This is a genomic window from Haloarcula sp. H-hyl2 (assembly GCF_056934385.1).
Window position 1 is genome coordinate 1,524,357 of sequence record NZ_JBRIIJ010000001.1, and the last position, 13,172, is coordinate 1,537,528.

At 66.1% G+C, this 13,172-nt stretch carries 17 protein-coding genes; 11 read left to right on the forward strand and 6 right to left on the reverse strand.

Features of this window, described 5'->3' with window-relative positions; all coding sequences use genetic code 11:
* Nucleotides 1-35 precede the first annotated feature (35 nt).
* A complete protein-coding gene (moaC, locus tag Hhyl2_RS07855; protein ID WP_483550182.1) occupies nt 36-512 on the forward strand; it encodes a cyclic pyranopterin monophosphate synthase MoaC in 477 nt (158 codons plus the stop codon).
* 17 nt (nt 513-529) lie between these two features.
* Here moaC and Hhyl2_RS07860 read toward each other — a convergent pair whose 3' ends face one another.
* The gene (locus tag Hhyl2_RS07860) at nt 530-1,585 is read right to left on the reverse strand and encodes an NAD-dependent epimerase/dehydratase family protein (protein WP_483550184.1); all 1,056 of its coding nucleotides are present in this window, start codon (nt 1,583-1,585) and stop codon (nt 530-532) included.
* Nucleotides 1,586-1,708: 123 nt separating this feature from the next.
* Here Hhyl2_RS07860 and Hhyl2_RS07865 point away from each other — a divergent pair, with 123 nt between their 5' ends.
* Complete coding sequence (locus Hhyl2_RS07865) at nt 1,709-2,536, forward strand: molybdopterin synthase (RefSeq protein ID WP_483550186.1); 828 nt, start codon at nt 1,709-1,711, stop codon at nt 2,534-2,536.
* Nucleotides 2,537-2,556: 20 nt separating this feature from the next.
* Here Hhyl2_RS07865 and Hhyl2_RS07870 read toward each other — a convergent pair whose 3' ends face one another.
* Complete coding sequence (locus Hhyl2_RS07870) at nt 2,557-3,351, reverse strand: ABC transporter permease subunit (protein WP_483550187.1); 795 nt, start codon at nt 3,349-3,351, stop codon at nt 2,557-2,559.
* Nucleotides 3,329-4,207 carry an extracellular solute-binding protein gene (locus Hhyl2_RS07875; protein ID WP_483550189.1) on the reverse strand — a complete coding sequence of 293 codons (879 nt, stop codon included), beginning with the start codon at nt 4,205-4,207 and terminating at the stop codon, nt 3,329-3,331. Before Hhyl2_RS07875 ends, Hhyl2_RS07870 begins: the two co-directional genes overlap by 23 nt.
* Nucleotides 4,208-4,317: 110 nt before the next feature.
* Between Hhyl2_RS07875 and thiC the strand changes: the two genes are divergently transcribed.
* Together thiC and Hhyl2_RS07885 are read left to right on the forward strand one after the other, a co-directional pair.
* On the forward strand, nt 4,318-5,757 hold the full coding sequence (gene thiC / locus Hhyl2_RS07880) for a phosphomethylpyrimidine synthase ThiC (RefSeq protein WP_483550191.1): 1,440 nt from the start codon (nt 4,318-4,320) through the stop codon (nt 5,755-5,757).
* 218 nt (nt 5,758-5,975) lie between these two features.
* A complete protein-coding gene (locus Hhyl2_RS07885; protein ID WP_483550192.1) occupies nt 5,976-6,800 on the forward strand; it encodes a hypothetical protein in 825 nt (274 codons plus the stop codon).
* A 1-nt stretch (nt 6,801) separates the two neighbouring features.
* Here Hhyl2_RS07885 and Hhyl2_RS07890 read toward each other — a convergent pair whose 3' ends face one another.
* Nucleotides 6,802-7,362, reverse strand: a complete 561-nt coding sequence (locus Hhyl2_RS07890; protein ID WP_483550193.1) for a hypothetical protein — start codon at nt 7,360-7,362, stop codon at nt 6,802-6,804.
* 50 nt (nt 7,363-7,412) lie between these two features.
* The gene (locus tag Hhyl2_RS07895) at nt 7,413-7,973 is read right to left on the reverse strand and encodes an NUDIX hydrolase (RefSeq protein ID WP_483550564.1); all 561 of its coding nucleotides are present in this window, start codon (nt 7,971-7,973) and stop codon (nt 7,413-7,415) included.
* 162 nt (nt 7,974-8,135) lie between these two features.
* Here Hhyl2_RS07895 and Hhyl2_RS07900 point away from each other — a divergent pair, with 162 nt between their 5' ends.
* The 7 genes from Hhyl2_RS07900 to Hhyl2_RS07930 all read left to right on the forward strand — a co-directional run bounded on the left by Hhyl2_RS07900 (nt 8,136) and on the right by Hhyl2_RS07930 (nt 11,839).
* Nucleotides 8,136-8,318: a DUF1918 domain-containing protein gene (locus tag Hhyl2_RS07900; protein ID WP_483550195.1), complete on the forward strand. Its 183-nt coding sequence runs from the start codon at nt 8,136-8,138 to the stop codon at nt 8,316-8,318.
* 6 nt (nt 8,319-8,324) lie between these two features.
* Nucleotides 8,325-8,750 carry an RNA-binding protein gene (locus Hhyl2_RS07905; RefSeq protein WP_483550196.1) on the forward strand — a complete coding sequence of 142 codons (426 nt, stop codon included), beginning with the start codon at nt 8,325-8,327 and terminating at the stop codon, nt 8,748-8,750.
* Entirely contained in the window at nt 8,750-9,448 is a 699-nt protein-coding gene (locus Hhyl2_RS07910) for an RNase P subunit p30 family protein (RefSeq protein WP_483550197.1), read from the forward strand. The genes Hhyl2_RS07905 and Hhyl2_RS07910 overlap by 1 nt, the downstream gene beginning before the upstream one ends.
* Before the next feature lie 92 nt (nt 9,449-9,540).
* On the forward strand, nt 9,541-9,969 hold the full coding sequence (locus Hhyl2_RS07915; protein WP_483550198.1) for a hypothetical protein: 429 nt from the start codon (nt 9,541-9,543) through the stop codon (nt 9,967-9,969).
* An 84-nt stretch (nt 9,970-10,053) separates the two neighbouring features.
* Nucleotides 10,054-10,533, forward strand: coding sequence for an Rpp14/Pop5 family protein (locus tag Hhyl2_RS07920; protein WP_483550199.1), 480 nt, complete (start codon nt 10,054-10,056; stop codon nt 10,531-10,533).
* A 2-nt stretch (nt 10,534-10,535) separates the two neighbouring features.
* Nucleotides 10,536-11,300 carry an archaeal proteasome endopeptidase complex subunit alpha gene (psmA, locus tag Hhyl2_RS07925; RefSeq protein ID WP_483550200.1) on the forward strand — a complete coding sequence of 255 codons (765 nt, stop codon included), beginning with the start codon at nt 10,536-10,538 and terminating at the stop codon, nt 11,298-11,300.
* 59 nt (nt 11,301-11,359) lie between these two features.
* Nucleotides 11,360-11,839, forward strand: a complete 480-nt coding sequence (locus tag Hhyl2_RS07930) for a TFIIB-type zinc ribbon-containing protein (protein ID WP_483550201.1) — start codon at nt 11,360-11,362, stop codon at nt 11,837-11,839.
* A gap of 187 nt (nt 11,840-12,026) precedes the next feature.
* On the opposite strand, the gene Hhyl2_RS07935 is transcribed toward Hhyl2_RS07930, so the two are convergent.
* Nucleotides 12,027-13,064 carry a disk-shape morphogenesis protein volactin gene (locus tag Hhyl2_RS07935; RefSeq protein WP_483550202.1) on the reverse strand — a complete coding sequence of 346 codons (1,038 nt, stop codon included), beginning with the start codon at nt 13,062-13,064 and terminating at the stop codon, nt 12,027-12,029.
* Between the last annotated feature and the right edge of the window lie 108 nt (nt 13,065-13,172).

Genomic DNA, 13,172 nt, shown 5'->3' on the forward strand with positions numbered 1-13,172 from the left:
GCACGGTTTTGCGTCCGGTCGCGCTAGCGGCCCCTATGACAGACGAATTCACACACGTCGACGAGGGCGGCGACGCACAGATGGTCGACGTCGGCGAGAAGGCCGACAGCAAGCGCCGGGCGGTGGCGTCCGGTTCGATCCGACTCACCGACCCGACACTCGCCGCCATCGAGGCCGACGACGTCGCGAAGGGCGACGTACTGACGACCGCCCGCATCGGCGCGATTCAGGCCGTCAAACACACCTGGGAGACCATCCCGATGTGTCACCAGATCCCGATCACGAACGTCGAGACGACCTTCGAGGTCGGCGCGGAGGCGGTCGAACTCACCGTCGCCGTCGAGACGGTCGGCAAGACCGGGTGTGAGATGGAGGCCTTGGAGGGCGTGACGACGGGGCTGAACGTCGTCTGGGACATGGTGAAAGCCAGCGAGAAAGACGCCGACGGCCAGTATCCAGAGACCGCGATCGAGGACGTCAGCGTGGTCGAGAAATCGGTCGAGCGACCGTAGTTGCGGACTCGTACAGATCACTCGGCGACCGTCGTGAGGAAGCGTTCTTCGGCATCTCGGCCGGGGTCGAACATGCTCCCGTCGCGGTCGCTGGCGAGTGCGTCCTCGACGGTTCGCTCCATCGCGACGTCGGGCGGTGTCGACCGCCAGCCCAGCGCACCGATCTTGCACGTCGAGAGCACGTGGGGGTAGTCGGATCCGAGATGGTGGTAGAGGACGAAATCGTCCGGGTCGAGTCCCACGTGTTCGAGTTCGCGTCCGCTGGCGTGGGCGACCTCGACCGACGTCTCCAGCGTCTCCGCGATCAGATCGACGACGTCCTCCATGGTCAAGACCAGTCGATCACCGACGTTGTAGGCCTCGCCGGGCGTACCCGACTCGGCGACGACCCGGAGCGCGCTGGCGACGTCCTCGACGTACGCACGGTGCCAGATTGCGGTGCCATCGCCGGGGACCACGACCCTGTCGTAGTTCGCTACACGGTCGATCCAGTACTCGTGGTGGTGCTGGATCGCCGGCGTCTCGGCCCACGATACGTCCGTCGAACCCGCGTCGGTCCCACCGTGGAGCGACTTCGGGCCGTAGACCATCGTCGGCCGGACGCTCGTCGCCGGGACGCCCTCCGCGGCGGCCGCGGTGACGACCCGGTCGCACTGGGCCTTACGCGGCCCGTAACTGGCCATCGTGTCGTCGCTGCCGTGCTCGGCCGTGTACGCGTGCAGCGGCGTGACCGATTCGCGCTTGGGGATGTCGTCGCGGTCGTAGACGCCGCCCGAGGAGACGTAGACGTACGCGTCGACGTCGGCGAACGTCTCGACGGCTGCCCGGGCCGCGTCGGGGTGGAACAGCGCACAGTCGACCACGATATCGGGGTCGACCCGTCCTGTGGCGGCGTCGAGCGCCGCGGTGTCCGTTCGGTCGACCGTGACCTGAGTGACCTCTGACCAGGAATCCGCCGTAACGTCTCGATCCCCGCGGCTGAACACGGTCACGTCGTAGTCGTTGTCGAGCAGTTCCGCGACGGTGTGGCGGCCGACGAACCCGGTGCCACCGACGACGAGTGCGGAAGGCATACGTGAAATTCTCCCAACAGGAACATAACTGCTCGGTGCCGGGCGGTGCTGCCGGACGACACGCGACAGTCGCTGTGTCGCCGTTCGGAAACACATACCTGTGCCCGCCCGGTAGGAATCCACATGCAGGTTCTGGGAATCGTCGGCCACTCCGATTCGGGGAAGACGACGCTCGTCGAGCGATTGACCGAGCGTCTCGCGGCGAGTGGACGGGTCGCCACGGTGAAACACTGCTCGCACCCGCCGGACGTCGACACCGAGGGGAAGGACACCGCGCGCCACCGGGCCGCCGGCGCGAGCGAGACGGTCGCGCTGACCGACGACGGAGCGTGGTTCGCGACGGGCGAGCAGCGGACGCTGACAGAGACGCTGGACGCACTCGCCCCGGCGTACGACTACGCGCTCGTCGAGGGGTACAGCGACGCCACGATTCCGAAGGTCGTCCTCGGCGACCGCGAGGCGGCCGACCCGGTCGTCCACCGGGCCGAGCGCGGTGGCGACGCCGACCTGGACGCTGTCGTGGCTGCACTCGAAGACCGAGATCCCTACGTCACCCTGGAAACCCTGGTCAGAGAAGTCAAACAGTCACCCGACGAGGACCGTGCGGGCGCCATCGCGACGTTCACCGGCCGTGTGCGTGCGCGGGACGGCCCAGAGGACCCACCGACGGAGTACCTGGAGTTCGAGCGCTACGACGAGGTGGCCGCCGAGCGGATGGCCGAACTGCGCGAGTCGCTGGAGGCCCGTGATGGCGTCCACGCCGTCCGTCTCCACCACAGGACCGGCGTCGTCGAGGCGGGCGAGGACATCGTCTTCGTGGTCGTGCTCGCCGGCCACCGCGGCGAGGCCTTCAGCGCCGTCGAGGACGGCATCAACCGGCTCAAGGAAGAGGTCCCGCTGTTCAAGAAGGAGGTCACCGTCGAGGAGGAGTTCTGGGCCCACGAGCGGTGACATCGGATTGCGGATTGAGGTTATCGCCACGGCATCGCTCGCAGTGCGTGGACGACGAGCAGCGTCGCCAGGGCCACCGACAGCAGGACGACAGCGACCGGCAGCGCCGCGTCTAGCCCGCTGGAGATGAACGAGACCCAGATCTGGACCGGCAGCGTTCGGGGGTAGTACGCCAGCATCATCGTCGCGCCGAACTCGCCCATCGCACGGGCGAACGTCAGCACGAGGCCGGCGATCAGGCCCGGTTTCGCCAGCGGGAGCGTCACCGTCCACAGCGTCTCGTCCCAGTCCCGGCCCAGCGACCGCGAGGCTTCTTCCAAGTGCCGGTCGACACCGTCGAAAGCCGCCTTCCCGGTCACGACGAAGAACGGCGAGGCGACGAACGTCTGGGCCAGGACCACGCCGGCGAGCGAGCGAGTCAACGCCAGGCCGGTCAGGCCGCCGAGGCCGGCGGGGCCGACGACGGTCAACAGCAACATCCCGCTGACGACCGGCGGGAGGACGAGCGGGAGGACGACGACACCCAGCGCCGCCGTCGCGAGCACGTGGTCACTCCGGGAGAGCCAGTACGCCAGGGGCAATCCGAAGGCGAGGGCGAGCGTCGTGCTGAGAGCGGCGGCGACCAGCGATGTGGTCGCGGCCCCGACGACGTAGTCGGCGGTGAGACTCGTCGCCAGCGCCGTCGGTGAGTAGGTGACAACGAGGACAGCCACGGGGACGAGGAAGTAGAGCAACAGTACGGCCCCCAGTACCGGAACGAGGTGGCGGAGGCCGACCCCGCCCGACGACCACCTACGGGATTGATTCCGGACCATCGCCCTCGAATCGTGGATACGCTTCGCCGACAGCGAACCCGTGAGGTGCCAGCCAGTCGCCGGCCGCCAGCGTCTCGAAGACGGCGCGGGCGTCCTGGCTGTCGGTCCGCCGGGTCGCACCGTATTCGATGGGCGCGCCCCGCGTCACGGTCCCGTCGGGGAGTCGATACTGTGCCGCTGCGTAGTGGTCTGTTAGGGCCGGGTCACCGAGGTTCACCGCGGCGGGCAGCTCCCGGTACGGGTAGTCGCGCTCGACGGCCATGCTTCGGTAGACGAAAGCGGCGTCGATGCTCCCGGTCTCGAACTGGGCCAGCAGTTGTGTCTCGGGATAGGTCTGCTCCGGCGCCAACACCGCCTCGCGCAGCCCCGGTTCGTCGTAGTGGTCGGCTGCCAGGTCCAGACAGAACAGCGTCCGGTAGCCCAGCGGGTCGAGCGTCGGGTCGGTCCGGCCCAGCGACGCCGCGTCGTCGACGAGCGGGGCGTACCATCGGTCGGCGTCGCGCACGCGTCGACCACCCGCGGTCGCGGGCGTGTACGCGAGCACCAGTTCGTTGCTCGCGACGACTGCGTACCACGGTGTCGAGAGCAGTTGCTCGAACAGTACCGGGTCCGCCAGCGCGAGGATCACCGGATCACGCTGGCCCTGAACGACGAGGCGCGCGGCCTGGACGGACCCGTGGGCCTCGACGGCAAGCGTGGGTCCGGTACGCTCCTGGAGCGTCCCGGCCGTCGCCTGCTGGAGGCTCCCGGCGACGAGTGTCCGTACCCGCGACTGGCCGACGACGTTACAGCCCGCCGTCCCGGCGACGCCGCTGGCGACCCCGGCCAGCACTGCCCGTCGGGAGATCTCCGTCATCGCGGTCGGCTACGCCTTCGGCGTACATCCGTGTTCGGATGCACCCTCAGACTGGTGGGGGTTGAAGCGACACAGTGGTTTTATTATCTAGTGATATTACTTAGTGATACATGACGCAACTCGACGCAGCCAGACGTGGGACGGTCACCGACGCGATGGAACGGGTCGCCGAACGCGAGCGGGTCGACCCCGAATTCGTCCGTCAGCAGGTAGCCGATGGACAGGCCGTGATTCCGACGAACGTCGCTCACGAGAGTCTGGACCCGATGATCATCGGGCGAGAGTTCGCCACGAAAGTCAATGCCAACATCGGCAACAGCGACGAAACCGGCGGCCCGGCGACGGAACTGGAGAAGCTACACACGGCGGTCCACCACGGTGCCGACACCGTGATGGACCTCTCGACTGGAAGCGACCTCGACGAGATACGGACCGCGAACGTCGCGCACTCGCCGGTGCCGATCGGGACGGTCCCGATCTACGGCGCCGTCACGCAGGTGGACGACCCGACGGACCTGACGACGGATCGCCTGCTCTCGGTCATCCGCAGGCAGGCCGAACAGGGCGTCGACTACATGACTATCCACGCGGGCATCCGCCTGGAACACCTCCCGCTGACCGACGGCCGGACGACGGGCATCGTCTCGCGCGGCGGGTCGATCCTCGCGAAGTGGATGGAGGCCCACGGTATGGAGAACCCGCTGTACACCGCGTTCGACGAGATCTGTGAGATACTGCAGGAGTACGACGTGACTATCAGCCTCGGCGACGGCCTGCGTCCTGGGTCACTCGCGGACGCCGGCGACCCGGCACAGTTCGCGGAACTGGAGACGCTCGGCGAGTTGACGCGGCGGGCCTGGGACCACGGTGTTCAGGTCATGGTCGAGGGGCCGGGCCACGTCCCGATGGACGAGATCGCCGACCAGGTCGAGCGCCAGCAGTCGGTCTGTGACGGCGCCCCGTTCTACGTGCTCGGGCCGCTCGTGACCGACATCGCGCCCGGCTACGACCACATCACGAGCGCCATCGGTGCGACCGAAGCGGCCCGCGCCGGTGCGGCGATGCTCTGTTATGTCACTCCCAAGGAACACCTCGGTTTGCCCGACGCCGAGGACGTCCGCGACGGCCTCGCTGCGTATCGGATCGCTGCCCACGCCGCCGACGTGGCCAACGGCCGACCGGATGCCCGCGACTGGGACGACGCCCTCTCGGAGGCCAGGTACGCCTTCGACTGGGCCGAGCAGTTCGATCTGGCGCTGGACCCCGAACGGGCACGGGCCTACCACGACCAGACGCTCCCGGGAGACAACTACAAGAGCGCCCGCTTCTGCTCGATGTGTGGCGTCGACTTCTGCTCGATGCGGATCGACCAGGACGCCCGGGCAGAGGGAGAGATGGACGACATCGAAGCCACGGGTCAGGACCGGACCGACCCCACCGACTCGGCTGCCGCGGCGGTGAACCGGCCGCCCGTCGGGACACACGAGCGTGCCACGCTCCCCGAGGAGAGTCCCCTGAAAACCGACGGCCGGGCCGACGCGGACGACTGAGACGGGTCGTGGTCCGAACGGAGACACACCATTCGTCCGATAGTTCTTTATCAACCCAGGTCGTATCGTGAAACGATGTCGAAGAAAGGACTCGCACTCGTCGCCCTCGTCGGGGTCATCGCCCTCGCGTACGTCTACAGTCGCTGAGGGCCATCGGGGAACCGCCTTCCAAACCACTTTTCCGAATCCTTACCGGCACCGGTCCCGTAGCCGCTGGCATGTACGGCGTCGTCACGCGCAACGAGGAGGAGACGGAGTGGTCGGAGTTCGACCGAGCGTTCTACGAGGTCAAGGACGTCACGGGCCGCGCCGCCGAGCCCATCGAGGGCGCGGTCAACATGGTGTCGTGTTTCGGTGACAACGCCGTCGAGGGCGAGGCGGAACTGCTCGCGTTCGACGACGAGGGGACCGCGGCCACCAGGAACGAACCGTATTTCGACTGGACCTACGTCTGTCCGACCCACGACCGCTACCGGGAGGGACTGCTCGACATCGTCGCCGACGCCGCCGACCTGAACGGCGACGTGCGTCTCGACGACGTCGGCTTCCCGCGCGAGGAGTACTGCCACTGCGACCGCTGTGAGCAGCGCTTCGCCGAGAGCGACTTCGAGGAATGGTCGGCCTGGCGAACCAACGTCATCACGGAGTTCGTCGCCGCGGCCCGTGAGCGCGTCCCCGGCGACCTCTATCTCACCCTCTACCCCGATCCATATCCGGGCCACCTCGAAGCCCGCAGCGGGATCGACGTCGACGCCGTCGCCCCCTACGTCGACGAGTTCGTCGTCCCGATCTACGACATGGCCTACTCGACGACCTACTGGCTGGAGATACTCGCGAAGGGGTTCCGGGACGAACTCGACACTCCGTTCAGCATCGAACTGTACGCCGTCGACGTCGACATCGACGACCTGAGCAAGGCCGCCGAGGTGGCCGCCGAGTATGCCGAAACCGTCCTGTTCGGCTACGACGCCAGCAACGCCAGGGCGACGGTACGGCGACTGGACGCCGACGCCCGCGAGGGCCGGTCGTTCGGTCCCGAGTAGCTCACCAGCAGTCCACGGTCCGAGCGCCGCGCCGTGCGCCACCCCGGAAGACGAGATACGTCGTCTCGAACGGCTTGTGCCCACTGGGTAGCGGCGTCTGTGTCGGTGTCGCTGGGTCACCGCCGTCACCGCTGATGCTGTAGTTCAACTGTCCCGAAACCATGACGGTGAACTGCTCGCCGCTCCGCTCGACGCTCGTCTCGGCGACGTAGACGTCCAGGGCGTTGAGACGGCCGAGCGTCTCGGGATGTGTAGCGAGTTGGGTGTTGTACTGGTACGCGCGTTCGAACGCCCTGACGTACGACTGGACGGCCGAGTCTGTCAGTTCCGCGGGCGGATCCGGGTACGACTGAGGGTCAGCGTGGGCGGCGTCCGGCGCCGGGAGGTCGGCGGCCTCACAGGTCGGCGTCGAGCGGTCGGTCGTCGGCTGGCCCGTCACGTCGGTCGCTGTCGGGGTGGCATCCGGCGTCTTCGAGGCGGACCCACCGTTCAGACAACCCGCGAGAGCGCCGACGGCGGTGACGCTACTGGCGAGGAGACCGCGGCGGGTTAGCGGGGGCATGATCGAGAGGTGACAGTCATCCGTCAAGTGTCTTCTGCCGTCGCGGCCGGTCAGGAGAAGCGCCGGTCGCGCCACCGCTGGATCTCGGCCCGGTCGCGCGTATCCGGCGGGAGGTCGGCGAACCACTGCGCGTCGCTGATCTCCTCGTCGGGGTCGTTGACGCTCGGTGCGGTCGTCTCGGCGCGGGCCTCGAACACCGGGAGGACGCCCCAGGCCATGTTCCCGTCGTAGTAGAACTCCACGCGGCCGAGCAGTCCCAGCCCCTCGATCCGGGCCTCGATACCGCCCTCCTCGTGGAGTTCCCGGAGTGCGGCCTCACGGAACGATTCGGAGCCGTCGAGTTCGCCGCCCGGCAACACCCACTTGTCGACGCCCTCGTGGCGGACCAGGAGGAGTTCACCCGAGGGTCGATACGTGAGCGTGTGGGCGCCGTAGGGAGCCCCGTGGTCTCTCGCCGATTCGGCGACGGTCCGGAACCGCGGCCGCGAGACCCGCCGATGGCGGTCGAACTCCACGACCGGGTCGTACTCCTCGGTCAACTGGTGGTAGACCTGTTCGGCCTCCTGGCTGGCGACGTCGGCGAGGTACCAGAGGTTGTCGACTGACATCAGTGGCGAGACCAGGATGGGCGGTGGGTTGGCGGACCGCACGACTGTCCGGGAGAGGGCGAAGAGTAGGTCATGCCCTGCTGTACGGTTGAGGTCCCTATAAGTCTTCGACACCGACGGCAGCGAATCAGTCCCTTTTTGAGCGGTCACCGAGTACCGCCGCGCATGGCATTCGAAGAAGACGATCACGTCATCCTTCACGACGAGCACAGCGACTACGACGGCCAGGAAGGCCAGATCACGCAGGTCGTCGAGACGATGTTCGGCGACGCCAACTACACTGTCTCCTTCGAGGACGGCCAGGAGCAGGGCGTCCCCGAGGACAACCTCGAAGCGGCGGACGAGTAAGGCGGGATGTCGTCGGTTCCGTTCCACTACGTCGACCTCCGGACGTTCTGTTACGCCACCGAAGACGAACAGCGCGTCGAGCAGGCGCTCAGGACGTTCCTCCCCGAGGAGTATCCGATCGAGCGTGCCGAGAGCGAGGGCCACTACGGCGACCGGATCGTCGTCCTCTCGGCACGCGTCGAGAACGCCGACGAGGTGCGCCACGTGCTCTCGCAGGTCGCGACGCTCTCGGACATCGAGACGGTGAACGCGGAACTCGACGACAGGGTCGACGACAACTGTTCGTTCTTCCTCACTTTCGACAAGCAGGCCGCCTTCGGCGGCGACGTCGTCCGCGGCGACGGCATCACGCTCCGCGCAAAGGTCGAGGCCTACCCGGCAAAGCGGGAGTACGCCGTCGAGAACGCCCGCGAACTGCTAGAGGAGTTGTGATGTACGAGGCGGTCCACGCCCGACCCGACGGCCGGAGTACCGTCGCTCGACAGGCGCTCACCGCCAGCGAGTACGGCTACGACGGCATCGTCGTCCGGAACCACGGCGACAGCCAGGCGTCCTACGACCCAGCCCGCATCGGCGAGACATACGATATCGACGTCGCCACCGGCATCGAGGTGCGTGCCGACGACCCCTCACGTGCGAGTGGCTTCATCGGGAACTACCGTCCGGAGCGGACCATCGTCGCGGTCCACGGTGGGACGACCAGACTGAACCGGTTCGCGGTCGAGCAATCAGCCGTCGACGTCCTCGCGCATCCGATGCGCGGCGACGGCGATTTCAACCACGTGCTCGCGAACGAAGCCGCCAAGAACGGCGTCCGAGTCGAGTTCTCGCTTGGCCCCGTCGTCCAGGCGTCCGGTGGCCGGCGTGTCCGTGCCATCCAGGGCCTCCGGAAACTGTACGAACTGATCGACGATGCCGGAGCACCCTACGTCGTCTCCGTCGACGCGTCGAACCACCTCGAACTGCGACGGCCGCGTGAACTGGTGGCCATCGGGGAGCAGATCGGCTTCGAGCCAGCGGCTCTCCGGGACGGGCTTCGCGAGTGGCGCCGCCTCGTCGAACGCAACCGGGAACGCCAGGCCGACTCGTTCGTCGAGCCGGGTGTTTCGGTCGAGGAGGACGACCAGTGATCTCACCGATGCCAGATCCGAGTCCTGGCTACCGATCCTAAATTCCGAGCGAGAGGGAAAGCATTTTATCGAAGGAACGGCTATTTTGTGGCATGGTGAACGAGGTGAAGCGACCGTTCGGGGTAACGGTCGCGGGGGGATTCATGGCCCTGGAAGGGGGCCGGCACCTGGTGCACGGGACCCTGATCTATCACGGGCTCGTGGCTGGAAACACCAGCCCGATACTGCTGACGCTCGTATTTGCGGGCCTCAGCATCGCTCTGGGTGGAACTCTCGCGATCGCGACGTATGGGATCTTCATGAACGGGAACTGGGGCCGCGGCCTCGGTGGGGGTGGACTCGTGTTGATCGCCCTGCTCTCGTTCGGCTGGGTCCTGTTGACGAACGATCTGCTGTTCGCGATCGAGGGGGTCCTCGATCTGGTCTTCGCCGGGTACCTGTTCTCGGGCCGGTCGACCATCGAGAAGGCGCGGCCGGACATCGACGACAAAGACAACTCCCAGACCGTCGGGCTCCCCTGACGCGGACTCCGTCGTGTTCTTGTGGGTGCTGCCCACACTAGAGGACATGCAACGCCCAATCACTCGTCCGGGAGGCGACTGCATGTGAAGCACCTGCCGAAACATCTGCGACCGCGGTGGCGCTACCTCGCCGTCGGTATCGAGAGCTGGCCCGACGCCGACATCGACCGGCGCTCGTTCCAGCAGTCGGTGTGGTACGCCGCACAGAACCTCCTGGGGGACGTCGGGAGTGCCAAAGCGGACATGAAGGTCGTCCAGTTCGATTTCGTGGACGGCGTGGGCCACGCGATCGTTCGCGTCCGTCGCGGGCAGGTCGAGCCAGCGCGGTCGGCACTGGCCTGCCTGAGCGAGATCGACGGGAGCCAGGTCGGTGTCGCCGTCCGGGGGACCAGCGGGACGATGCGTGCCTGTGAAGAAAAGTATATACGCCGGCCGCCGGAATCCCCTGCCCAGAGACAGGTCGTGTTCGAGGACGTGACACGGGACGCTGTCGTGCGGGATCGTCGCGTCGACGTCCGGACGAACGACGCGTTCACGGGGGCGACCGAACTCGATCTCCAATAACTATGCAGGGACAAAACCAACAGCAGGCATACGACCGCGGAATCACCATCTTCTCTCCAGACGGCCGCCTCTACCAGGTCGAGTACGCCCGCGAAGCCGTCAAGCGTGGCACCGCAAGCATCGGTGTCCGGACGGCCGGCGGCGTCGTCCTGGCCGTCGACAAGCGGATCCGCTCGCCGCTGATGGAGCGGTCCTCCGTCGAGAAGATCCACAAGGCAGACGACCACATCGGTATCGCCTCGGCCGGCCACGTCGCCGACGCCCGACAGCTGATCGATTTCGCTCGTCGACAGGCACAGGTCAACCAGCTGCGCTACGGCGAACCGGTCGGTGTCGAGACGCTCACCAAGGAGATCACCGACTACATCCAGCAGTACACGCAGGTCGGTGGCGCCCGCCCGTTCGGTGTCGCGCTCATCATCGGAGGGATCGTCGACGGCGAACCCCGCCTCTACGAGACCGACCCGTCGGGGACACCCTACGAGTGGAAAGCACTCGCCGTCGGCGCTGACCGTGGCGACATCCGCGACTACCTCGAAGAACACTACGACGAGGGGATGGACCTGGACGCCGGCGTCGACCTCGCACTGGCGGCGCTCGCGTCGGTCACCGACGACGGGCTGTCTCCGGAGGGAATCGGCGTTGCGACCATCGACGCCGAAACCGAGACGTTCCACGAACTCACCGAAGACGAGAAAGCAGCCCACATCGACGATGCCGAACTGGCCGACGCCGACGCCGACGCCGACGACGAGAGTGCCGAGTAACAGATCATTCGACCGATACCGGCGCTAGAATTAAGCCACAGGGTCACAAACCCCGTGGTATGGACTGTCCACGGTGTGGGGAACCGCTCGAATCCTACCGACTCGACGACTCGGAGACAGTAGTGTGTGGTAACTGTACCTACCTCGGTATCCCGGTCGACCACAAGCGCGAGGGACGAGTACGCGAGTCGTGGGACGAGGCCATCGACCGGTTCCAGAAGCAACAACAGACGGTCAAGAAGGTCACGGAGATAGCGGAAACCGACGTCTTCTCCGAAGCGAGTGACGACGACGGGAGTGACGACGACCCGTCGGTGGACGACGCCGAGATGCACGCGGAGTCGGAGGACAGCCCAACTGAGAGCGAGGACGCCGAAACCGCCGATGAGGCGGACGATCCGGCCGGAACCGAGGAAGAAGAACACGAGGCCAGCGATCACGACGACGAACCGGTCGCCGACGGCCACGACGACCACGAGAACGACGGGCCGGCCGCCGAAGGCGGGCGAGAACCAGCCTCGGCCGACGCCGGCGACTGATACGGATCGCTGTCGCTGTGTAGCGGTGATCGTCCGGTCGTCGATACAGGTACGGGACGACAGTGATGCGAATGAGAGGAACGCGAACGCGTGGGGTGTCCCGTTTTCGGTGGTACAACTGTCGAGCCTGGCACACGCGAAGAAGAACCGCGCCCAGAAGGGCGGGCCTCGAACTGCCGCAGACAGATCAGTCGTCAGACTGGGCTTCGACTTCTTCCTCGGGAGTCTCGTTGGAGTCGCGCCGCTCTTCCTCGTCGGAGCGAGCGGCCACGAGCGCGCCACGCGAGACGCTGTACATCGGTTCGTCGGCGTGGCGGACCTCGCTGATCGAGAACGGGATATCGGCGTCCTCGAGGTGCTGACGGAACAGCTTCGTGAAGCCGTTGGGCGAGGAGGTCCCGCCGGTCACGACGACCGGGACGTCGAGTCCTTCCTCGATGTCCTCCTCGTCGACCTCCTGACTGATCTTCTCGATGACGTAGTCCAGCAGATTCTCGTAGTAGATCGAGAGGGCGCCTTCGACGCCGCCGACGTCGGTCTCGAAGTCCAGTTCGAAGTCGTCCTCCTTGATGGAGGTGACCTTGTCGACCTGCGTCCCGGTCGCCTGTGCGGCCTGCTCGTCGACCCAGTCCCCACCGCGGGCGACGGAGAACTTCATGACCGGGACCGCGTAGTAGGAGAGACAGACGTTGGTCATCCCGGCACCGAAGCTGATGCCAAGCCCAGTGAAATCGTTGTCGGCGAGATCGGAGTAGATGACCGACATCCCCTCGTTGATGGGCTCTGCGTCGTAGCCCATGTCGTCGAGGAACGACTCGATGGTCTTCTGGTGATAGAGCGTGCTCAGGTCCGAGTCCATCGGATCGGCCGGCGACGAGAAGAACAGCTTCTCGTTGGGATATTCGGGGGAGCCGACGACCTGTTCGATGATGAGCTTCATCATCGGGATGGCGGATTTCTCGTCGGAGGAGAGGATCCCCTGAGACATCGGGCGGCGTGTCTCCTGGTTGAAGATGTTCGCGAAGTTCAGCGCGTCGTCACCGAGGACGTAGACGTCGTCGTCCTTGCGGATGTGGAGTACGTCCGACCGGGAGAGCATCTGCTCTGCCATGTCGCTGTACTCGATCTCGACGAACGAGTTGCGCTGTTGGACGAAGACAGTCTCGTTGCCTTCCTGCTGTGCTGAGATGATATTCATCGTACCGACGTCGAGGCCTTTTGCCATAAGTAGCTCACAAATACCTGGGTCACATCGTGTAATAAAAGTACGTATCTGCCAAGATTATGATTTATAATAGATGGGACTTTGATATGTCTCGATGAAACCCCCGCG